Source organism: Methylobacterium sp. NMS14P (assembly GCF_028583545.1).
Lineage (GTDB): Bacteria > Pseudomonadota > Alphaproteobacteria > Rhizobiales > Beijerinckiaceae > Methylobacterium.
Genome location: NZ_CP087106.1, coordinates 1,972,287 through 1,992,939, shown reverse-complemented (window position 1 = coordinate 1,992,939; position 20,653 = coordinate 1,972,287). Strand labels below are relative to the sequence as shown.

Sequence of the window (20,653 nt, the reverse complement as noted above, 5' to 3'; positions counted from 1 at the left end):
CCGGCGCTCAACCCCGCGCGGTGCTGTTTCAGCCCGACCTCGAAGTCCTGAACCGCCGCCCTCAGCGCGGTCACGGGGCGGGGCCGGGCCCGCCTGGCGTGCGGCGGGGGCGGCGCCGCGCCTGCGACCTTCCGACCGGAACTTGGCCGTGCGGCACCCGTGTTTGCCGGTTGAATGAGCCCCGAGCTCGCAACCGCTGAGAGGTGAACGCCATGACCATGGACGCCCGCGAGATCTACGTCACGGCCCTGAAGAACACCCATGCTGTGGAGATGCAGGCGCTGCAGATCATGGAGCGGCAGGTCGAGCGCCTCGAGCGCTACCCCGAGATGGAGCAGGCCCTGCGCCGCCACATCGAGGAGACGCACGGGCAGCGCCACCGGCTGGAGGAGGCGCTCCAGAGCCTGGGCGACAGCCCCTCGGCCCTCAAGGAGGGCTTCCTGGGCTTCGTCGGCAACATGATGGCGCTGGGCCACACGCCGGCCCAGGACGAGATCCTGAAGAACACCTACGCCAACCACGCCTTCGAGAATTTCGAGATCGCCGCCTACGAGTCGCTGCTCACCATCGGCGACGCCGCCGGTCAGCAGGGCCACCGGACGGCGTTCGAGCAGTCGCTGAAGGAGGAGCAGGCCATGGCGGAGGCGGTCCGCAAGCTGATCCGCCCGACCACCGAGCGCTACCTCTCCCTGACAACGTCCGGCGCCAAGGCCGACCGCTGAGGTCCCGCCGTCCCGGCCCCGAGACGGGGTCGGGATGGCCTTCGCGCCCAACGTCACCCTCTCCCGAGCCACGCCGCCCCGGCCTGATCGCGCCCATGGACACCGGACGCCGCCCATCGACCGACAGCCCCCGGCCGGAGCCGGGATCTCCCGGCGGGCCCCTGGGACGGGGCTGCGTCCATCTCTGCGTGGACATGCAGCGCATGTTCGCCGAGTCCACCGACTGGCAGACGCCGTGGATGAACCGCGTCCTGCCCCATGTCTGCCGCCTCGCGGCGGCGCACCCGGAGCGGACCGTCTTCACCCGCTTCATCCCGGCGGCCCGGCCGGGCGAGGGCCGCGGCACCTGGGCGACCTACTCGCGGCGCTGGGCCGGCATGACCCGGGAGCGCCTCGACCCGGGCTTGATCGACCTCGTCCCGGACCTCGCCCGGCTGGCTCCGCCCGCCGAGATCATCGACAAGACCGTCTACTCGCCCTGGCTGGACACCGGCCTCGACGCGCGCCTGCGCGCGCGCGGCGTCGACACGCTGATCGTCACCGGCGCCGAGACCGACGTCTGTGTGCTGGCCGCCGTGCTCGGCGGGGTCGATCTCGGCTACCGGATCGTGCTGGCCACCGACGCCCTGTGCAGCTCCTGCGACGAGGCGCACGACGCCCTCCTTCTGATGTACCGGATGCGCTACGGCCACCAGGTCGAGACGATGACGACCGCCGAGATCCTCGACCGCTGGCACTGAGCCGGCCGCGCGCCCGCCCGCCGGGCCCGAACATTCGCCCTGTAATGGCCAAGCTCACGCGAGTTCTCCGCCGAGCCTCGCCACCATTCACGGCTCACGAACACTCGATCCGTGCGCTCGCGCACGCGAAAAACAGTCGCAACGCATGAACCAGCGGCCGGTACGACCGTTATGCTCCTGAGCACAGTTCCGGAGGAAAGGTTATGGCCAAGCACGAGATCCTCGGCTACTTCGAGCACCGCCGCGACGGAGCCTGGGTCTGCGTCCGTCCCTTCACCCTGACCACGCGGGATGCCAGCGTCGACATCCGCCAGGGCATGCGCTTCGACTACGGCAAGCGCGTCGGGGGCGTCGATCTGGCCGAGTACCTCGAGCGCCTGGGCTCGCAGTTCGGGTCCTGAGGCGCGGCCGCGGGCCCACCGCAGATCGCAGACCCTTCGACGCGGCGCCGGCGTGATCCCGGCGCCGCGCTTCGTCGTTCAGGCCGTGCTTCAGGCGCCACCCCACTGCATCGTCAGGCCGCCGTCGACCACCAGGGTGTGGCCGGTGACGTAGGCGGCGTCGTCCGAGGCCAAGTAGAGGATCGCCCGGGCGATCTCCTCCGGCTGGCCGGCCCGGTGCCACGGGATCCGCTCCAGGGATTCGTCGAGAACCTCCGGCTTCTCGAACCGGTCGGCGGTCATCGGCGTCTCGATCAGGCCCGGGGCGACGCTGTTGACGTTGATCCGGTCCTCCGCGAGTTCGCGCGACAGGGACCGGCAGAGGGAACCGAGTCCGGCCTTCGACATGCCGTAGGGGGCGCTCTCCGGCGTCGGCAGGTGCTGGGCCACGGAGGAGACGAACACGATCTTGCCGTTCCCGCCCTGCGCCCGGCGCATCCTGATGAAGGGGCGGGCGCAGAACAGCGGCCCCATGAGGTTCACCCGCAGGATCCGCTCCAGCACCGCGTCGTCCATCTCGGCGACCGGCATGCCGCTCATGGCCTGCCCGGCATTGGCCACGAGGATGTCGAGGGTGCCGAACTCGCTGCCGATGCGGTCGAAGGCGGCCGTGACCGCCGCCGGGTCGCCGACATCGAGCTGGAGCACCAGCGCCCGGCGGCCCGCGGCCTCGACCCGCGCGGCGGTCTCCCGGATGCCGTCCGCGTCGCGGTGATAGGTGATGGCGACGTCGGCACCCGCCCGGGCGAGCAGCTCCGCGGTCGCCTGGCCGATGCCGGAATCGGCTCCGGTGACCAGGGCGCGGGTGTCGGTGAAGCTCATCGCGGATCTCTCGCTGGCGCCGCCGTCGCGGCCGGGTGCCTGGGCAATGGGTGTCACCCGGGCCGGTTCCGGGCGCGCGCAGCCGCCGCAGAGGAACCCGATGCGGGTTCGCGTCTTTGACGCCCCGCCGCCGCATGGCCTAGTGAGGTCGCATGTCCCTCGAAGATACGACCCGCTCGCTCGCGGAGGAGTGCGCGCCCGACACGCGGAGCCGCATCCTCGCGACGGCGGGCGCGTATTTCCGCGAGATCGGCTACCAGAAGACGACCGTGGCCGACATCGCCCGGACTCTGAAGATGAGCCCGGCCAACGTCTACCGCTTCTTCGAGTCGAAGAAGGCCATCAACGAGGCGGTGCTGGAGCGGTTGATCGGCGAGAGCGAGGCGGTGATCCTCGGCATCGCCGACCGGCCGGGCCTCGACGCCACCGCGCGCCTCGCGGCGGCGATCGAGGCCCTGCATCGCGACTCCACCCGGCGCTGCGAGACGTTTCCCCGCCTGCACGAGATGATCGAGGCGGCGATGGCGGAGAGCTGGGACGTCTGCCGCCACCACGTGGCCCGGATCACCGCCGGGTTCGAGCGGATCATCCGCGACGGGGTGGCGCGGGGCGAGTTCGAGGCGGCCGACCCCGCCGAGGCGGCCGCCTGCGTCCACGTCGCCATCGCCCGCTACACCCACCCGCTGCTTGTGGGCTGCTCCACCCTTCAGCCGGTGCCGCCCATGGCGGCGATGACCGCGTTCCTGCTGCGGAGCCTCGCGCCGCGCGGGACCCTGTCGTAGCACGCCGGGGCGGGACCCTCTCGGGCTCCGCCCCCTGCGGCGCGGCCTACTCGGAGGCCGGCCCCGCCTCCGGCGCCGGCTCGGAAGCGCTGGGCTGCGGGCCGTCATAGCCCTCGATGACCAGGATCTCGGCCTCGACGCCGCCGCGCTGCTTGGCCTTGGCGGCCTGGTAGAGGTCGGAGTTCCAGCAGGCGAGGGCGTCGGCGTAGCTCGGGAACTCGATCACCACGTTGCGGGACCGGGCCGGGCCCATCACCGCCTCGTGGGCGCCGCCGCGCACGAGGAAGCGGCCGCCGAACTTGGCGAAGGCCGCGCCGTTGGCCGCCACGTAGTCCTTGTAGGCCTCCGCGTCGCGGACATCGACCCGCGCGATCCAGTAGCCCTTCGTCATGCTGCGTCTCCTGCCCTGGGAGCGAAGTGGATCCGGTCCGCGCGAAGGCAATCCCTGTTCAAGTCAGGCGAGATCCGCCACGATCGCCCGCGCCACCGCGCGGGGGTCGGCGGCGCCGGTGATCGGGCGGCCGACCACCACGTGGTCGATCCCGGCCCGGCGGGCATCGCCCGGCGTCATGACCCGCTTCTGATCGCCCGCCTCGGCGCCCGCCGGGCGGATGCCCGGGGTGACGATCAGCCGGTCCGGACCGACGACGCGCCGGACCGAGCCCGCCTCGGCGGCCGAGCAGACGAGGCCGTCGATGCCGATCTCGGCCGCCTGGGCGGCGCGCTTGGCGACGAGCTCCGCCACCGGCAGGCCGTAGCCGGCCTCCGCGGCGTCGGCATCGTCGTAGGAGGTCAGCACCGTCACGGCGAGGACCTTGAGCCCCGCGCCCCGGCCGCGGACCGCCGCCCGCATGGTCTGCGGGTAGGCGTGGACGGTGAGGAAGGTGGCGCCGGAGCCCGAGGCCGAGCGCACGCCCTCCTCGACGGTGTTGCCGATGTCGTGGAGCTTCAGGTCGAGGAAGACCTTGAGGCCGCGTCCCGCCAGCCGCTCGGCCAGGGCGAGGCCGCCCGCGTAACCCAGCTGGTAGCCGATCTTGTAGAAGGTCGCGGCATCGCCGATCCGGTCGATCAGCGCCTCGGCCGCCTGCACGCTCGGCAGGTCGAGGGCCACGATCAGGCGGTCGCGGGGGTCGGCAATCTCGGTCATCGGCGCGTCCTTCGGGGGTCGCGGCACGGATCACGGGCCGGCGATGCCTGTCAATGCGGGCGGGTTCGGGCGACGCCGTCCCTGACCTGCCGTGCGCGTCCTGGCGCGCGCCGTCCTTGCGAGCGCAGCGAAGCTATCCAGGGCGGCGCGCCATTCTCGGATTTGGTGCGTCCCTGGGTTGCTTCGCTGCGCTCGCAAAGACGGCGCGACCCTTAAGTCCCAAGCGATCTGGAACGCGGATGTCGTCGCCGGCTGGACGAGACCCCGACGGCCCCTCACCCCGCCATCACCCGCGCCACCTCGGCGCGCAGCACCGGCAGCAGTTCCGCCTCGAACCAGGGCTCGCGCTTGAGCCAGCCGTTGTTGCGCCAGGACGGGTGCGGCAGGGGCAGGACCCGGGGGCGGCGCGGCTCGGCCAGGATCTCGCGCCAGCGCCGCACCGTGCCGGTGAGGCCGCCGTCCATCTTTCCCAGATGCCAAGCTTGCGCGTACTGGCCGATCACCAGGATCAGCGCGAGGTCCGGCAGGCCGGCGAACAGCTCGTCCCGCCAGCGCTCGGCGCATTCCCGGCGGGGCGGCCGGTCGCCGCCCTTGGCGTCGAGGCCGGGGAAGCACGACCCCATCGGCACGATGGCCACCCGGGCGGCGTCGTAGAACTGCGCCGCGTCGAGCCCGAGCCAGGACCGCAGCCGCACGCCCGACGGGTCGGTGAACGGCTGGCCGGTGCGGTGGGCGCGGGTGCCGGGGGCCTGGCTGGCGATGCACAGGCGGGCCGTGGCCGAGCCCTGCACGATCGGCCGGGGCTCCTGGGGCAGGGGCGGCCCGTAGCGCGGCGTGTCGCGGCAGAGGCGGCAGGCGCGCAGGCGCGCGGCGGTGTCGTCGAAGGCGGGCATGGCCCGGAGATGGCGTCGCGGCGCGCGAAAAAGAAACGGCGCGGTGTCGCGCCGCGCCGTCGTCAGTCGGGTCTCTTGCCTTGGGGGGAAGGCCCACCCTTCCTACGCCGATCCGGGCCGGCGGAACGTGCGTTTCCTCACGCGCCCTTCACGCCGGAGAGGTCGAGCGGCAGGGAGCGCAGGCGCCGGCCGGTCGCGGCGAAGACCGCGTTGGCGATCGACGGCCCGAGCACGGGCACGCCCGGCTCACCGATCCCGGTCGGCGCCGCCTGGCTCGGCACGATGTGCACCTCCACCTTCGGCATCTCGCTCATCCGGGTCGGCTCGTAGGCGTCGAAATTGTGCTCCTGCACCTGCCCGTCCTTGAGGGTGATGCAGTTGCGCAGCACCGCCGACAGGGCGAAGCCCACCGCGCCCTCGACCTGCGCGCGGATCACGTCCGGGTTGACCGGAACGCCGACATCCACCGCCGCCACGATCCGGTTGACGCGGATCGCGGCGTCGTGCGCCGTGACGTCGGCCACCATGGCGACGTAGGAGCCGAAGGATTCGTGGACCGCCACCCCGAGGCCGCGGCCCTGGTCCTGCGGCTTGGCGCTCCAGCCGGCCTTCTCGGCGGCGAGCTTGAGCACGCCGGACAGCCGCGGCGCCTGGGTCAGGATGGACAGCCGGTAGGCCACCGGATCGACGTTGGCGGCATGGGCCAGCTCGTCGATCATCACCTCCATCACGTGGGCCGTGTGGGTGTGGCCGACCGAGCGCCACCACAAGACCGGCACGCCCTCGCGGCCGTTATGGACGCCGAACCGGTAGGCCGGCAGCGCGTAGGCGGTGTCGGAGGCGCCCTCGACGGTGGTGGCGTCGATGCCGTTCTTGACGATCATCGCCTCGAAGGGCGAGCCGATCATGATCGACTTGCCGACCATGACGTGGTCCCAGCCGACCACCGCGCCCCTGCCGTCGATGCCGGCCCGGACCCTGTGCAGCACGGTCGGGCGGTAGTAGCCGCCGGCCATGTCGTCCTCGCGGGTCCAGACGAGGTGCACGGGGGCCTTCTCGCCGGACGCCTTGAAGACGGTGGCCGCTTCCGCGAGGTAGTCGGCGGTGGGCGTCGCCCGGCGCCCGAACGAGCCGCCGGCCCAGTTGCTGTGCAGCCGGACCCGGTCGGCCGTCACGCCGAGGATCGCCGCCATGGTGGCCTGCTCGACGGTCTGGAACTGGAAGCCCGCGTAGACGTCGTAGCCGCCGTCGGACCCCTTATCGATCGTGGCGTTCAAGGGCTCCATCGCCGCGTGGGCGAGGTAGGGGAAGGTGAACTCGGCCTCGACGACCTTGGCGGCGCCCTTGAGCGCCGCCTGCGGGTCGCCGCGCTCGGACGCCGTCAGGCCGGGGCCCTTGGCGCGCTCGCGGTACTCGGCCAGGATCGCGTCGGACGAGCGGGTCTCGGCGGTGCTGTCGTCCCACGCGACCGTGAGCGCCTCGCGGCCCTTCATGGCCGACCACGTGTCGCGGGCGATCACCGCCACGCCGGTCGGCACCTGCACGACGTCGAGCACGCCCGCGACCTTGCGGGCGGCCGCGGCGTCGAAGCTCTTCACGGTGGCGCCGAAGCGCGGCGCCCGGGCCACGACCGCCGTGACCTGGTTCGGGCGGCGGATGTCGAGGGAGTAGACCGCCGTGCCGTTGGTCTTGGCGACGGAATCGAGGCGCGGCACCCTCTGGCCGATCAGCGTCCACTCGCTCGGGTCCTTGAGCCGCGGCTCGGAGGGCACCGGCAGCGAGGCCGCCGAGGCCGCGAGCTCGCCGAACCGGGCCTGCCGGCCGGACGGGGCGTGGCGCACGAGATTGTCGGCGACCGTGATCTCGGAGACCGGCACCTTCCAGCGGAAGGCGGCCTCCGCCATCAGCATCTCGCGGGCGGCCGCGCCGGCCTTGCGCAGCTGGAACCAGGAATTGGCCACCGCGGTCGAGCCGCCGGTGCCCTGGATCGGGCCCATCAGGGTGTTGTTGTAGAGCGTCGCGTCGGCGGGGGCGAACTCGGTGCGGACCTTCGCCCAGTCGGCGCCGAGCTCGTCGGCCAGGATCGTGGCGAGCCCGGTCGTGTTCCCCTGGCCCATGTCGAGGTGCTTGATCACCACCGTGACGGTGTCGTCCGCGCCGATCCGCACGAAGGCGTTGGGCTGCGCCTTCACGTCGGCGAGGTTCGGTCCGGGCGCGGCGCGCGCGGGTTTCGGGTCGAGCCGGAACGCGACCACGAGGGCGCCGGCGCCCGCGAGCAGGCCGCGGCGGCTGGGACGGACGGGCAGGGGATTCGGTCGACGGGCGTTCAGCATGGCGGCGAGGCTCCGGTCGGGACCGCGGGGAAGGTGAGGCGTCAGGCCGATCAGGCGAGGCTGCGCGCGGCTTCGTGAATCGCCGCGCGGATGCGCTGATAGGTGCCGCAGCGGCAGATGTTGCCGTCCATGGCGCCGTCGATGTCGGCGTCGGTCGGCTTGGCGTTGCCCGAGAGCAGGCCGATGGCCGACATGATCTGGCCGGACTGGCAGTAGCCGCACTGGACCACGTCGAGCTTGCGCCACGCCGCCTGAACGGCCTCGGCCACCCGGCCCGACACGCCCTCGATGGTCGTCACCTGCGCGGTGCCGACGTCACCGATCCGCGTCTGGCAGGCACGGACCGGCTGGCCGTCGAGATGGACCGTGCAGGCGCCGCACTGCGCGATGCCGCAGCCGTACTTGGTGCCGGTGGCGTCGAGCCGATCGCGCAGCACCCAGAGCAGGGGCATGTCGGGATCGGCGTCGATCGCGTGCGCGACGCCGTTGACGGTGAGATTCGGCATGGTCGGCGACCCTCTCTCGACGCGCGTGTCCGGGCGGCCCGGATGGCGGCGTGCGGCCGCGCTCGGGCAAGCGGCCTACGCGCCAGACTAGCGGGCGCGGGCCCGGGCCCGATGTGCGGCACCGCACGTCGATCCGGCGGCACGACAGTCTCGATACAGCCCGCGATGCTTAAGATTGAAGGGATGTCGGCAGCCGCTTCTTAACACATCCGCCCCATCCTCACGGAGTGCTTCCCCGCCACCGCCGCCCGTCCGCGCATTCGAGCCGAGTTTCAAGACGCGCATGCCCGATCTCACCGTCGAGATGGTCCAGCGCGGTCGCGGCCCCTCGACGGAGGAGGCGGCGCGCCGCCTCGGGGTTGCCCGCGAGATCCGCTCGGCCCGCGAGAAGCTGACCTCGCAGACCGGCCTGGAGCGGGCCTTCGACTACGAGCTGCTGCGCCACTACGCCCAGTACCGGGTCGGCGCGGGCATCCCGCTGGCGGGGTTCGCGGCGGCGCTGGCCGCGGCGGCGACCTTCTGGATCGCGCCGCCGGTGGCGGCGGCCTGGGCGCTCGGCGTCTTCCTGATGATCACGCTCAACACGACGTTGAGCCGGCGCTTCCTCCGCGCCGACCCGGCGACGATCCCGCTCGCCCGCTGGCGGCGCCGCTTCCTGATCGGCGAGGTGCTGCAGAGCCTGTCGTGGGCCGCGATGATCGGGCTCGGCACCACCGGCGGTTGGACCTTCGCGCTGTTCGGCCTGGTCATCGCCGCCGCGGTCACCACCATGCTGGCCGCGACGGTGCCGCTCGCCGCCATCGCCGCCCTGGTGCCGCTCGCCCTCGCCACCGCCTCGCTCGCGGCCTTCTCCCGCGGGATGGACCTGCTGATGCTGGTGGTGATGGCCGGCGGCGCGCAGGTCTTCTTCCTCGGCCTGTCCCGCCGCCTCTACACCTCGACGGTCGGCGCCCTGCGCTCCCGCGCCGAGAAGGACGCGGTGTTCGGCGAGCTGGAGCAGGCCAAGGCCAACTCGGACGAGGCCCGGCGCCGGGCCGAGGAGGCCAACCTCGCCAAGTCGCGCTTCCTCGCCACGATGAGCCACGAGCTGCGCACGCCGCTCAACGCCATCCTGGGCTTCTCGGAGGTGATGAAGAACGAGGTCTTCGGCACCCACACGGCGCCGTCCTACCGCGAGTACTCGCACGACATCCACGACAGCGGGATGCACCTCCTGAACCTGATCAACGAGATCCTCGACCTGTCGCGGATCGAGGCGGGGCGCTACGAGCTCAACGAGGAGCCGGTGCAGCTCGCCCACGTGGTCGAGGAGTGCCGCCACATGATGGGCCTGCGGGCCAAGGCGAAGAACCAGACCTTCCACGACCTCGTCGACGGCTCGCTGCCGCGACTCTGGGCCGACGAGCGGGCGCTGCGCCAGATCGTCCTGAACCTGCTGTCGAACGCCGTGAAGTTCACGCCCCCGGGCGGCGAGATCTGGCTGAAGGTCGGCTGGACCGCCTCGGGCGGGCAGTACGTGTCGGTGAAGGACAGCGGTCCGGGCATCCCCGAGGACGAGCTCGGCACGGTCCTGTCGTCGTTCGGGCGCGGCTCGCTCGCGATCAAGACTGCCGAGCAGGGCTCCGGCCTCGGCCTCCCGATCGTGAAGGGCTTGGTGGAGCTGCACGGCGGGCAGTTCCAGCTGTCGTCCAAGCCCCGCGAGGGCACCGAGGTGGTGGTGACCCTGCCGGCCGCCCGGGTCATGGACACGCTGCCGCCGGTCGACGTCGAGCCGGAATTCATGGGCCCCGTGCGCGGCCCCCTCAACCGCGCCGCCTGAGCCGCCCGTCGGCGGCGCGCCCGGCTCAGCCGAGACCGCCGAGCGCGCAGACCCGCGCCCACTCGGCCTCGGTCACCGGCTGCACCGACAGCCGCGAATTGTTGACCAGCACCATGTCGGCGAGCGCCGGATCGGCCTTGATCGCCTCGAGCGTCACCGGGCTCTGCATCGCCCGCACGGCCTTGACGTCGACCATGCCGAAGCGGCCGGTCTCGTCGGTGTGGTCGGGATAGTAGGCGCGGATCACCGCCACGATGCCGACCACCGCCTTGCCCTCGTTCGAGTGGTAGAAGAAGCCCTGCTCGCCGACCCGCATGGCCATCAGCTGCTTCTTGGCGAGGTGGTTGCGCACGCCGTTCCAGTGCGTGCCGGCCTCCCCGGCGGCGACCTGCTGATCCCACGACCAGGTCGCGGGCTCGGATTTGAACAGCCAGTACGCCATCGCTGAAGTCCCAGTAGACCGCCCGGCCGGGCGGCACGCCCCGCCATAGCCCAGCTTCGCCCCCCGGGGACAGGCCGGCCCGGCCCCGGCCGCGCGCGGCACCGCCGGCCAAGCAGAACCTGCGTAAAACGCCGCATAGTTCTATCGCAATTCTTGGGCAAATTTTAAATTCTGCATGCCAATAGCCGTATCATTCGCCACATACCAATTACCGGTTGCATATATGTTCTCAGTCATCGGTTGTTTTGCCGGGGAACACAACCTGTGGCTGGTAGGCCTCGCGGCCCTCGTCTGCGCGCTGGCGAGCGGCACCGCGATCGAGCTGCTCACCCATGCCGGCCGGACCGGCGGCCGCGGCCGCTACGCCTGGCTCGCGGTGGCCGCCGCCGCCGGGGGATCGGGGATCTGGGCGACGCATTTCCTGGCGATGCTCGCCTTCGAGCCGGGGCTGCCGTCCGGCTACGGCGTCGGGCTGACGCTCCTCTCCTACGTGGACGCCGTCGCGATCACCGGGCTCGGCTTCGCCCTGGCCGCGTCCGGCCGGGCGGTCCAGGCGGGCCTGGGCGGCGCCGTGGTCGGCGGCGGCATCGCGACGATGCACTACACCGGCATGGCCGCCTATCAGGTGGCGGGGCACCTCGCCTGGAGCCCCGCGCTGGTTGTGGTCTCGGTCGGCCTCGGCGCGGGACTCGGCGCCGCCGCCTTGGTGGTCGGCCTGTCGGCCACCACGGTCCGGGGCCGGTACGGCGGCGCCGCGCTGCTGATCCTGGCGATCTGCGGCCACCACTTCACCGGCATGGGCGCGGTGACCCTCCATCCCGACCCCGCGGTGGCGATCCCTTCGGGCGCGATCCGGACCGGGTGGCTCGCCGCGGCCGTGGCGGTGGCGAGCTGCCTGATCCTGCTGCTCGCCGGCGCCGCCCTGATGGTCGACCTGCGGGAGCGCCGCCGCGCCGATCTCGAGCGCGAGCGCCTGCGCAGCCTCGCCAACGCGGCCGTGGAGGGCCTCGTCGTCTGCCGCGGCGGCGAGATCGTCAGCGCCAACGAGGCCTTCGCCCGGCTCGCGGGCCTGGAGGCGGCCCTCCTGACGGGCCGGAGCCTGAACGCCTACCTGCCGGACCTCGTGCCCGGCGCCGGGACGGCCGACCAGCCCCTGGAGACCGAGCTCGTCCCGGCGGGGGGCGCCCCCATCCCGGTGGAGGTGATCATGCGCCCGGTCGCCGAGTACGGGCGCCTGCCGCACCACGCCGTGGCGGTGCGCGACCTGCGCGCCCGGCGCCGGGCCGAGAGCGAGATCCACTACCTCGCCCACCACGACGCGCTCACCGGTCTCGCCAACCGCACGAGCTTCCACGCGCGGCTCGAGCGCGAGATGCGCGCCGCGGACGTCCAGGGCGGCCGGCTCGCGGTGCTGTGCCTCGACCTCGACCGCTTCAAGGAGGTCAACGACCTGTTCGGGCACGCGGCCGGCGACGCGATGCTGCGCGACCTCGCGCTCCGGGTCGGCGGCCTCCTCGATCCCAGGCAGCTGATGGCGCGGCTCGGCGGCGACGAGTTCGCCATCCTGACGCCGCAGGCGGACGGATCCGCCGAGCGGCTGGCCGAGCGGATCCTCGCCACCCTGGCGGCGGTGCCGGCCGCCTCCGGCCCGGTGATCGCCACCAGCATCGGCGTCGCGGTCTATCCCGACGACGCCGCGGACCAGCGCGCGCTCCTGAGCCACGCCGACGCCGCCCTCTACCGGGCCAAGAACGAGGGGCGCGGCACCTGCCGGCGCTACGACGCCAGCATGGGCGCGGAGATCCGCGACCGGCGCCAGCTCGAGCACAACCTCCGCCACGCGGTGGCGCGGGGCGAGCTGGAGCTCGTCTACCAGCCGCAGAGCCAGATCGAGTCCGGCACGGTCACGGGCTTCGAGGCGCTGCTGCGCTGGCGCCATCCGGCCAGGGGCAGCATTTCCCCGGCCGTGTTCGTGCCGATCGCCGAGGAGACCGGGGCGATCCTGGAGATCGGCGCCTGGGTGCTGCGGGAAGCCTGCCGGGCGGCGGCCGGCTGGCCGAACCCGCTGGCGATCGCCGTCAACGTCTCGGCGGTGCAGCTCCACAACCCGCTCTTCGTCCAGTTCGTCCACGGCACCCTGTACGAGTCCGGGCTGAAAGCGGAGCGCCTGGAGATCGAGATCACCGAGACCGCGCTGATCCGGGACCCGGCCCGGGCGCTCCTCACCCTGCGGCAGCTCAAGGCCCTCGGCGTGCGGATCGCCATGGACGATTTCGGCACCGGCTACTCGTCGCTGTCGAACCTGCGCTCCTTCCCGTTCGACCGGATCAAGATCGACGGCTCGTTCATCAAGGCGGTCCACAGCAACCCGCAGGGGGCCGCGATCGTGCGCTCGGTCCTGGGGCTGGGGCGCGGCCTCGGGCTCGCCGTGGTGGCGGAGGGCGTGGAGACCGCCGAGGAGCTGTCCTTCCTGGCCGACGCGCAGTGCCCCCTCGCCCAGGGCTACCTGCTGGGCCGGCCGGCACCGATCGCGCGCTTCTCGGCCCACACCCACGGCCACGCTGTCCCGCCGGAGGCGGCCTCGGTGGCGTGACAGGGGCCGCGGGCCACGGGTTGCGGGCCGGGGCCGGCGCTCAGTCGGTCTCCCCGCGCAGCGGCCGGGCCAGCAGGCCGGCGATCACGTCGTCGACGCTGGCCGTACCGGCCACGATGGCGGCGACGGCCGCCGCCACCGGCATCTCGATGCCCCTGGCGGCGGCCAGCCCGGCGAGCGCCGCGGCCGTGAACGCCCCCTCGGCGAGCTTGCCGCCCGCGGCCTCGGCCGGGCTCGCCCCGGCGCCGAGGCGCTGGCCGAAGGCGAAGTTGCGCGATTGCGGCGAGGAGGCGGTGAGCACGAGATCGCCGAGGCCGGAGAGGCCCATCAGCGTCTCGGGCCGCCCGCCGAAGGTGCGGGCGAAGCGCATCAACTCGGCGAAGGCCCGGGCGATGAGCGCCGCCCGGGCGCTCTCGCCGAGCCCGCGCCCGGCCACGATCCCGCAGGCGATGGCGAGCACGTTCTTGCCGGCGCCGCCGATCTCGACGCCGCGCACGTCGTCGGTGTGGTAGAGGCGGAAGCTCGGGCCCGACAGCAGGGCGCTCAGGGCCGCGGCGCGGCCGGCATCGGACGCCGCCAGGGTCACGGCCGTGGGCAGGCCGCGGGCGACGTCGATGGCGAAGCTCGGGCCGGACAGGACCGCCACGGGCGCCCCCGGCGGCAGGACCTGCTCGGCCACCGCGCTCATGAAGCTGTCGCTGCCGCGCTCGATCCCCTTGGCGCAGAGGATGACCGGCCCGGCCGTCGCCAGGGGCTCGCGCAGGGATTCGAGCACGCCGCGCACGGTCTGGGCGGGCACGACCAGGAGCGTCGCCCGTCCACCCGCCAGGGCGGCGGCATCGCCGGTCGCCCGGATCGCCGGGTGGAGCGGCACGCCCGGCAGGTAGCGCGGGTTCTCCCGCTGGGCCTGGAGGGCGGCGGCGGCCCCCGCGTCGCGCAGCCAGAGGGTGACGGGATGGCCGGCCCCGGCGGCGGCGTTGGCCAGCGCCGTGCCCCAGGCACCGCCGCCGACGACGTTGATCGGGGTCTCGGCGCTCATGCCGCTTCCTCCCTTTCGGCGCAGTCCAGCCGGTAGAGCACGTGGTCGCGCAGCGGCCCCGCCGGCACCGCCGGATGCGGGAATGTCCCGGCCAACCGCATGCCGAGGCGCTCCATCACGGCGCGGGAGCGGCCGTTGCCGGCCGCCGTGAAGGCCACGACGCTCCGGATCCCGCAGCGCCCGGCGAGGTCGGCGCGGGCGAGCCGCGCGGCGCGCGTGGCGAAGCCGCGGCCCCAGGCATCCCGCGCGAGGCGCCATGCCAGCTCGACCGTCGAGCCGGGCCGGTCGCCGCCCGGGAAGGGCAGGGGCCGCAGGATCCGCATCGCCCCGGCGAAGCCGACGAACCGGCCCGCGTGCTCCAGCGCCCAGGGGCCGAACCCGTCCGCCACGAAGCGGCGGTCGAGGAGACCGGCCTCGGCTTCGCTCTCCGTCGCGGTCCGGGTCCGGGGAAAGTGGGCCATCACCGCCGGATCGGCGTTGAGCGCCGCGAACGGCGCCGCGTCCTCCGGGCACCAGCGGCGCAGGGTCAGGTCGCCGTCGCGGAGAGCCCTCGGCACCGGCGCGACGGCGATCTTGCCGCGCCACGCGAGCGACCGGCGGTTGAGGAGGGCGAGATCCGCGTGACCGGCGAGCACCGCCTCGCCGAGCGCGATCGCCAGCTCCAGCTGCTCGAGGGGCATGGTGGCGTAAGCGGGCGGGCGGACATGGTCGCGCCAGGCGCCGCCGCAGGCCTGGTCCAGGAGGATGCGGGCGAAGCAATGGTCCAGCCGCACCGGCCAGCCCGGCCGGGCGGCCTCGGGCAGGCGGCGCTCCACCAGGTCCCGCCAGTGCGCGCGCCGGTCCGCCGCGCTCATCCGGCCGGGACCGCCGCGCGGGCCGGGGCGGCCGCCAGCGGCCAGCGGGGCCGCGCCGGGGCGGTGAGGTCGTCCACCAGCCCGAGGCGCAGGCGCTCCAGCCCGGCCCAGGCGATCATCGCGCCGTTGTCGCCGCAGAGGGGCAGGGGCGGCGCCACGAAGCTCAGGCCCGCCTCGCCCGCGAGGGACGCCAGCGCCCGCCGGACGGCGCCGTTGGCCGCCACGCCCCCCGCCGCCACCAGGGCGGTGGGGCGTCCGGCCACGTCCGAGAAGGCGCGCAGGGCGACCCGGGCGCGGTCCACCACCACGTCGACCACGGCGGCCTGGAAGCTCGCGCAGAGATCGGCGACGTCGCGCTCGGCCAGCGGGGCGATCCGCTCGGCCTCGATCCGCACGGCGGTCTTGAGGCCCGAGAGGGAGAAGTCGGCCTCGCGGCGGCCGAGCATCGGCCGGGGCAGGGCGAAGCGCTCGGGATCGCCGGCCTCCGCCGCGCGCTCGACCTCGGGGCCGCCGGGATAGCCGAGGCCCAGGAGCTTGGCGACCTTGTCGAAGGCCTCGCCGATAGCGTCGTCGACGGTGGAGCCGAGGCGCACGTAGTCGCCCACGCCGCGCACGGCCACGAGCTGGGTGTGGCCGCCCGAGACCAGGAGCAGCAGGTAGGGGAAGGCGATGCCGTCGGTGAGCCGCGCCGTGAGGGCGTGGGCCTCGAGGTGGTTGACGGCGAGCAGGGGCTTGCGGGTCACGAGCGCCAGGGTCTTGGCGGTGACGAGGCCGACCAGCACGCCGCCGATCAGCCCGGGCCCGGCCGCCACCGCGATGCCGTCGAGGTCCCGGAAGCCGGTCCCGGCCCGGTCAAGGGCGCGGGCGATCAGTCGGTCGAGCACCTCGACATGGGCGCGGGCGGCGATCTCCGGCACGACGCCGCCGTAGGCCGCGTGCTCGGCGATCTGACTGAGCACCTCGTTGGCGCGGATCTGAGCGACGCCATCCTCGTCGATCGACACCACGGCGGCGGCGGTCTCATCGCAGGTGGTCTCGATGCCGAGCACGGTCTTCTGCACGCGCGGAACTCCTTGTCCGGACTCATCCTATCCGGCGGCGGCGGCGGCGCGAAGGCGGCCGGCCCCCGCCCGGGCCCGGAGCGTGGTGGATGCGCGCCGCCCTCCGTCCCCGGAGGGCGGCGCGCGAACCGTCGTCAGTCGACGGCGACCATGACGTCGGAGGCCTTGATCACCGCGTAGGCGGGACCGCCGGCGACGAGCTTGAGGGCCTCGACGGCCTCGTTGGTGATCGAGGCGGTGACCACCTGGCCGGGGCTGATCTCGATCTTCACGTGGGAGGTGGTCGCCCCCTTCTCCACCGAGACGACCGTACCCTTGAGGACGTTGCGCGCGCTGATCTTCATGGTCTTCTGCCAATCTCCATGAGCGGCACCGGAACGGATCGCGGGGCGGCCCCGGGCCGGTCTCCTACAGCATGGCGGAGCCCGGCGCGACCACCTCAGCGCGGATCGGCCTCGGGCTCGCCGGGCTCGTCCTCGGGGACCGGCGCGGCACCCCAGGCGGCGAGCGCGGCGTTCAGGTCGTCGAGGACGAAGTGCCGGGCGCTGTCCCGGTCGTAGCCGTCGGCCAGGAGTTCGTCGTAATCGGTGAAGACGTGGCGCGCGTAGGTCACGAGGGCGAGGCGGGCCGCCGTCTCGGGGGCGGCCCGGCGCAGGCCGGGACTCGCCAGCGCCCGGTCGAGAGCGGCCTCCGCCTCGAAGTCCGGCAGGCGCGGCGCGAGGCGGGCCAGGGCCGCGGCGACGGCCTCCCGGCGGTTCAGGGGCGGACCGGCGCTCACCGGGGATCTGCCATCGGCATGATTTTAAAGGTGTGATCGGGTAGGATCGCCGCCAGATGAGGCGGGGCCGGCACAGGATCCTCCGCCGGGGAGACCAGGTCCATGGCAATTCTTCGTCCCGTGCTGCTTCTCGGCCTTCTGCTCGGGGCGACGCCGGCGCTGGCCCAGAGCCCGGCTCCGGGCGCGGGCCCCGGCCCTGCCGCCACCCCGGCCGGCCCCATCGTGGGCGGTCGCCGGGTGACCCCCATGGTCCAGACCAAGCCGCCGGGCAACGCCGCGGTCACCGGACTGCCGCAGCCCGTGAACCAGGCCGAGATGATCAAGGCTCAGAAGGCCGCCGAGGCCCGCTCGAAGGCCTGGGACAGCAAGATGCGGCACACGATGGGCTCGATCTGCCACGGCTGCTGAGGCCCGCGCTTCGCCCTGGCCCCGGTCGCCGGCCTTCGGGACAGGGTCCTCGAAACGCGAAGGGGCCGCCCGAACGGGCAGCCCCTCCGTCGGTCGCCGAGGCGACAGGATCAGCGGGAGTAGAACTCGATGACGAGGTTCGGCTCCATCTGCACCGGGTAGGGCACCTCGGACAGGCTGGGGATACGGGTGACGCGGGCGGTCATCTTGGCGTGGTCGGCCTCGATGTAGTCCGGCACGTCGCGCTCGGAGAGCTGGGTCGCCACGATGACGATCTCGAGCTGGCGGGACGACTCCTTGACCTCGATTAGGTCGCCGGCCTTCACCTGGTAGCTCGGGATGTTGACGCGGACGCCGTTGACCTTGACGTGCCCGTGGTTGACGAACTGGCGCGCGGCGAACGGGGTCGCGACGAACTTCGCCCGGTAGACCACGGCGTCGAGGCGGCGCTCGAGCAGGCCGACGAGGTTCTCGCCGGAATCGCCGCGCAGGCGGATCGCCTCGGCGTAGTAGCGGCGGAACTGCTTCTCGGTGATGTTGCCGTAGTAGCCCTTGAGCTTCTGCTTGGCGCGCAGCTGCGTGCCGAAGTCGCTCATCTTGCCCTTGCGGCGCTGGCCGTGCTGGCCGGGGCCGTACTCGCGGCGGTTGACGGGGCTCTTCGGGCGGCCCCAGATGTTCTGGCCCATGCGGCGGTCGAGCTTGTGCTTCGCCTGAATCCGCTTCGACATATCTTCCGCGTCCTCTCGTGACGAGAATGAGGAACGCGCCCTCCTTTTCCCGGCCCTTCGCGGTCCGGGACGACAGGGCGGGAGGATCCCGCCCACGGGTGCGCGTGAAAACGCGACGGGGCCCCGTGCGGAGCCCCATCGACGGGCGGGTCTTTAGGGGACGGACGCGCCGCGGTCAACCGTGAGAGGTCAGATGGACGAGTCAGTCGCGCTCCGGCGCGGTGCGCCGGCGGACGCGGAGGCGATCCGGGCGCTGGTGGAGGCTGCCTACACCAAGTGGATCCCGGTGATCGGCCGCCTGCCGATCCCCATGCGGGCGGACTACGCGCAGGCTTTGCGGGACCACCGCTTCGACCTGCTGCTGGCTGGCCCGGATCTCGCCGGCCTGATCGAGACGCGGGCCGAGGCCGATTACCTGCTGGTCGTCAACGTCGCGGTGCACCCGGCCTTCCAGGGCCGGGGCTTCGGCAGCCGGCTGATGGGACGCGCCGACGCCGCCGCGGCCGAGGCCGGGCTCGCGCGGCTGCGCCTCTACACCAACAAGAAGTACACGGCGAACCTGCGCCTCTACGGCGCGCTCGGCTACCGGGTGGAGCGGGAGGAGCTCTACGACGGACCGGGCCGGACCCGCGACGACGACGTCACCGTGCACATGGTGAAGGACTTGGTTTGAGGCATCGGTGCCGGCCCTACCGTCATCGCGAGCGCAGCGAAGCGACCCGGGGTGGCGCGCCGCCGCAGAGCGTGGCGCCTCTGGATTGCTTCGCTGCGCTCGCAAAGACGGGGCGTCTCCCGACACCCCTCAGGTCACCACGCTCGGCTCAGGCCTTCCGGTGCGCGGCTCGATCTCGGCGATCGCGCGGGCCGCGGCCGCGACCGGGGCCAGCACCTCGGCAACGGCCAAGTCGAGCCGGTCCGGCGCGTTCTCGTAGCGCTCCAGGTAGACCCGCAGCGTCGCCCCGGCGGTGCCGGTGCCCGAGAGCCGGAACACCGCCCGCGCGTCCTCGGCGAAGCCGATCCGGATGCCCTGGCGCTCGGTCAGCGAGCCGTCCACCGGGTCGCGGTAGGCGAACTCGTCGGCCGTCGCGACGGTGAGATCGCCGATCCGCGTGCCCGGCAGCCCGGCGAGCTTCTCGCGCAGCGCGTCCATCAGGCCGTTGGCCGCCTCGGAATCGACCTCCTCGTAGTCGTGGCGGGCGTAGTAGTCGCGGCCGTAGGCGCGCCAATGCGCCCGCACCAGCGCGTCGGCGCGCTCGCCGGTGGCCGCGAGGATGTTGAGCCAGAGCAGCACCGCCCAGAGCCCGTCCTTCTCGCGCACGTGGTTCGAGCCGGTGCCGGCGCTCTCCTCTCCGCACAGGGTGATCAGGCCCGCGTCGAGGAGATTCCCGAAGAACTTCCAGCCGGTGGGGGTCTCGTAGGCCTCGATGCCGAGGGCGGCGGCGACCCGGTCGGCGGCGCGGCTCGTGGGCATCGAGCGGGCGACGCCCGCGAGGCCACCCGCGTAGCCCGGCGCCCGGTGGGCGTGGGCGGCGAGCAGCGCGAGGCTGTCGCTCGGCGTCACGAACAGGCCCGGCGCCACGATCATGTTGCGGTCGCCGTCGCCGTCCGAGGCGGCGCCGAAATCCGGCGCGTCCGGGCCCTGCATCAGGTCGAACAGGTCGTGGCAGTGGACCGGGTTGGGATCCGGGTGGTGGCCGCCGAAATCCTCCTTCGGCACGGCGTTGACCACCGTGCCGGCGGGGGCGCCGAGCATCCCTTCGAGGATCGCCGTCGCGTACGGCCCCGTCACCGCGCTCATGGCGTCGAAGCGCATGCGGAAGCCGGATGCGAACAGGCGCGACACCGCGTCGAAGTCGATGAGCGTGCGCATCAGTTCGGCGTAATCGGCCACCGGGTCGATGACCGTGACCGTCATGGCGCCCAGGCGGGAGTCGCCGAGCCGGTCGAGGTCGAGGTCCGGGGCCTCGACGAGGCGGTACTCCGTCAGCGCCCTGGCCCGCGCGAAGATCGCGTCGGTGACGGATTCCGGCGCCGGGCCGCCGTTGGCGGCGTTGAACTTGATGCCGAAATCGCCCTCCGGCCCGCCCGGGTTGTGGCTCGCCGAGAGGACGATGCCGCCGAGCGCCTTCGCTTTCCGGATGACGCAGGAAGCGGCCGGCGTCGAGAGCAGGCCGCCTTGCCCGACCAGGACACGGCCGAAGCCGTTGCCGGCGGCCAGCCGCAGCGTCTTCTGCACCACGTCGCGGTTCAGGAAGCGCCCGTCGCCGCCGAGCACCAGCGTCGCGCCCGCCTTGTCGGGGAGGGTGTCGAAGATCGCCTGGACGAAGTTCTCGACGTAGTTCGGCTGCCGGAACACCGGCACCTTCTTGCGCAGGCCCGAGGTGCCCGGCTTCTGGTCGGGGAAGGGCGTGGTCGCGACGGTCGTCGGGGTCGTCATAAGCGGGCGTCTCCCGGGCTCTCCCGCCTCAATGCCCGCGCGGAGGCGCGGCGTCACCAGCCCCGGCGACAGGGGCGGGCGTTTTTCACGCGGTTTCGGGAAATCAGAC

22 protein-coding genes are annotated in these 20,653 nt (G+C 73.1%); 8 read left to right on the top strand and 14 right to left on the bottom strand.

Annotation, left to right across the window (positions count from 1 at the left end; genetic code table 11):
• The first annotated feature begins 212 nt into the window (after window positions 1-212).
• From LOK46_RS09265 to LOK46_RS09255, 3 genes are all read left to right on the top strand, one after another.
• Window positions 213-722, top strand: coding sequence for a ferritin-like domain-containing protein (locus LOK46_RS09265; RefSeq protein WP_273563497.1), 510 nt, complete (start codon window positions 213-215; stop codon window positions 720-722).
• Between the two features lie 194 nt (window positions 723-916).
• Entirely contained in the window at window positions 917-1,462 is a 546-nt protein-coding gene (locus LOK46_RS09260; protein ID WP_273563496.1) for a cysteine hydrolase family protein, read from the top strand.
• Window positions 1,463-1,665: 203 nt separating this feature from the next.
• Complete coding sequence (locus LOK46_RS09255; protein WP_012318739.1) at window positions 1,666-1,863, top strand: hypothetical protein; 198 nt, start codon at window positions 1,666-1,668, stop codon at window positions 1,861-1,863.
• A gap of 90 nt (window positions 1,864-1,953) precedes the next feature.
• On the opposite strand, the gene LOK46_RS09250 is transcribed toward LOK46_RS09255, so the two are convergent.
• The gene (locus tag LOK46_RS09250; protein WP_273563495.1) at window positions 1,954-2,724 is read right to left on the bottom strand and encodes an SDR family NAD(P)-dependent oxidoreductase; all 771 of its coding nucleotides are present in this window, start codon (window positions 2,722-2,724) and stop codon (window positions 1,954-1,956) included.
• Window positions 2,725-2,876: 152 nt separating this feature from the next.
• Here LOK46_RS09250 and LOK46_RS09245 point away from each other — a divergent pair, with 152 nt between their 5' ends.
• Window positions 2,877-3,506, top strand: a complete 630-nt coding sequence (locus tag LOK46_RS09245) for a TetR/AcrR family transcriptional regulator (protein WP_273563494.1) — start codon at window positions 2,877-2,879, stop codon at window positions 3,504-3,506.
• A gap of 46 nt (window positions 3,507-3,552) precedes the next feature.
• On the opposite strand, the gene LOK46_RS09240 is transcribed toward LOK46_RS09245, so the two are convergent.
• The 5 genes from LOK46_RS09240 to LOK46_RS09220 form a co-directional block, all read right to left on the bottom strand.
• Window positions 3,553-3,897 (bottom strand): DUF1330 domain-containing protein, encoded by a 345-nt coding sequence (locus tag LOK46_RS09240; protein ID WP_020093214.1) that lies wholly within the window; start codon window positions 3,895-3,897, stop codon window positions 3,553-3,555.
• Between the two features lie 63 nt (window positions 3,898-3,960).
• The gene (gene pyrF / locus LOK46_RS09235; protein WP_273563493.1) at window positions 3,961-4,653 is read right to left on the bottom strand and encodes an orotidine-5'-phosphate decarboxylase; all 693 of its coding nucleotides are present in this window, start codon (window positions 4,651-4,653) and stop codon (window positions 3,961-3,963) included.
• 275 nt (window positions 4,654-4,928) lie between these two features.
• Window positions 4,929-5,546, bottom strand: a complete 618-nt coding sequence (locus LOK46_RS09230) for a uracil-DNA glycosylase family protein (RefSeq protein ID WP_273563492.1) — start codon at window positions 5,544-5,546, stop codon at window positions 4,929-4,931.
• A 137-nt stretch (window positions 5,547-5,683) separates the two neighbouring features.
• A complete protein-coding gene (locus tag LOK46_RS09225) occupies window positions 5,684-7,879 on the bottom strand; it encodes a xanthine dehydrogenase family protein molybdopterin-binding subunit (protein WP_273563491.1) in 2,196 nt (731 codons plus the stop codon).
• 50 nt (window positions 7,880-7,929) lie between these two features.
• On the bottom strand, window positions 7,930-8,385 hold the full coding sequence (locus LOK46_RS09220; RefSeq protein WP_273563490.1) for a (2Fe-2S)-binding protein: 456 nt from the start codon (window positions 8,383-8,385) through the stop codon (window positions 7,930-7,932).
• A 283-nt stretch (window positions 8,386-8,668) separates the two neighbouring features.
• Here LOK46_RS09220 and LOK46_RS09215 point away from each other — a divergent pair, with 283 nt between their 5' ends.
• A complete protein-coding gene (locus LOK46_RS09215; RefSeq protein ID WP_273563489.1) occupies window positions 8,669-10,204 on the top strand; it encodes a sensor histidine kinase in 1,536 nt (511 codons plus the stop codon).
• A gap of 25 nt (window positions 10,205-10,229) precedes the next feature.
• Here LOK46_RS09215 and LOK46_RS09210 read toward each other — a convergent pair whose 3' ends face one another.
• The gene (locus LOK46_RS09210; protein WP_273563488.1) at window positions 10,230-10,646 is read right to left on the bottom strand and encodes an EVE domain-containing protein; all 417 of its coding nucleotides are present in this window, start codon (window positions 10,644-10,646) and stop codon (window positions 10,230-10,232) included.
• 223 nt (window positions 10,647-10,869) lie between these two features.
• Here LOK46_RS09210 and LOK46_RS09205 point away from each other — a divergent pair, with 223 nt between their 5' ends.
• Complete coding sequence (locus tag LOK46_RS09205; RefSeq protein ID WP_273563487.1) at window positions 10,870-13,239, top strand: EAL domain-containing protein; 2,370 nt, start codon at window positions 10,870-10,872, stop codon at window positions 13,237-13,239.
• Window positions 13,240-13,279: 40 nt separating this feature from the next.
• On the opposite strand, the gene LOK46_RS09200 is transcribed toward LOK46_RS09205, so the two are convergent.
• From LOK46_RS09200 to LOK46_RS09180, 5 genes are all read right to left on the bottom strand, one after another.
• Window positions 13,280-14,278 (bottom strand): NAD(P)H-dependent glycerol-3-phosphate dehydrogenase, encoded by a 999-nt coding sequence (locus LOK46_RS09200; RefSeq protein WP_273563486.1) that lies wholly within the window; start codon window positions 14,276-14,278, stop codon window positions 13,280-13,282.
• Window positions 14,275-15,132: a GNAT family N-acetyltransferase gene (locus LOK46_RS09195; protein ID WP_273563485.1), complete on the bottom strand. Its 858-nt coding sequence runs from the start codon at window positions 15,130-15,132 to the stop codon at window positions 14,275-14,277. The genes LOK46_RS09200 and LOK46_RS09195 overlap by 4 nt, the downstream gene beginning before the upstream one ends.
• Entirely contained in the window at window positions 15,129-16,193 is a 1,065-nt protein-coding gene (gene tsaD / locus LOK46_RS09190) for a tRNA (adenosine(37)-N6)-threonylcarbamoyltransferase complex transferase subunit TsaD (protein WP_012318726.1), read from the bottom strand. Before tsaD ends, LOK46_RS09195 begins: the two co-directional genes overlap by 4 nt.
• A 134-nt stretch (window positions 16,194-16,327) precedes the next feature.
• Entirely contained in the window at window positions 16,328-16,537 is a 210-nt protein-coding gene (locus tag LOK46_RS09185; RefSeq protein WP_273563484.1) for a TOBE domain-containing protein, read from the bottom strand.
• Between the two features lie 95 nt (window positions 16,538-16,632).
• Window positions 16,633-16,971 carry a DUF2293 domain-containing protein gene (locus tag LOK46_RS09180; RefSeq protein ID WP_273563483.1) on the bottom strand — a complete coding sequence of 113 codons (339 nt, stop codon included), beginning with the start codon at window positions 16,969-16,971 and terminating at the stop codon, window positions 16,633-16,635.
• Between the two features lie 102 nt (window positions 16,972-17,073).
• On the opposite strand from LOK46_RS09180, the gene LOK46_RS09175 reads away from it, so the two are divergent.
• On the top strand, window positions 17,074-17,379 hold the full coding sequence (locus LOK46_RS09175; RefSeq protein WP_273563482.1) for a hypothetical protein: 306 nt from the start codon (window positions 17,074-17,076) through the stop codon (window positions 17,377-17,379).
• Window positions 17,380-17,489: 110 nt separating this feature from the next.
• Here the strand turns inward: LOK46_RS09175 and rpsD are convergent, their stop codons facing one another.
• Complete coding sequence (rpsD, locus tag LOK46_RS09170; RefSeq protein WP_010686187.1) at window positions 17,490-18,107, bottom strand: 30S ribosomal protein S4; 618 nt, start codon at window positions 18,105-18,107, stop codon at window positions 17,490-17,492.
• Window positions 18,108-18,300: 193 nt separating this feature from the next.
• Here rpsD and LOK46_RS09165 point away from each other — a divergent pair, with 193 nt between their 5' ends.
• On the top strand, window positions 18,301-18,780 hold the full coding sequence (locus LOK46_RS09165; protein WP_273563481.1) for a GNAT family N-acetyltransferase: 480 nt from the start codon (window positions 18,301-18,303) through the stop codon (window positions 18,778-18,780).
• Between the two features lie 129 nt (window positions 18,781-18,909).
• Here LOK46_RS09165 and LOK46_RS09160 read toward each other — a convergent pair whose 3' ends face one another.
• Complete coding sequence (locus LOK46_RS09160; protein WP_273563480.1) at window positions 18,910-20,544, bottom strand: alpha-D-glucose phosphate-specific phosphoglucomutase; 1,635 nt, start codon at window positions 20,542-20,544, stop codon at window positions 18,910-18,912.
• Between the last annotated feature and the right edge of the window lie 109 nt (window positions 20,545-20,653).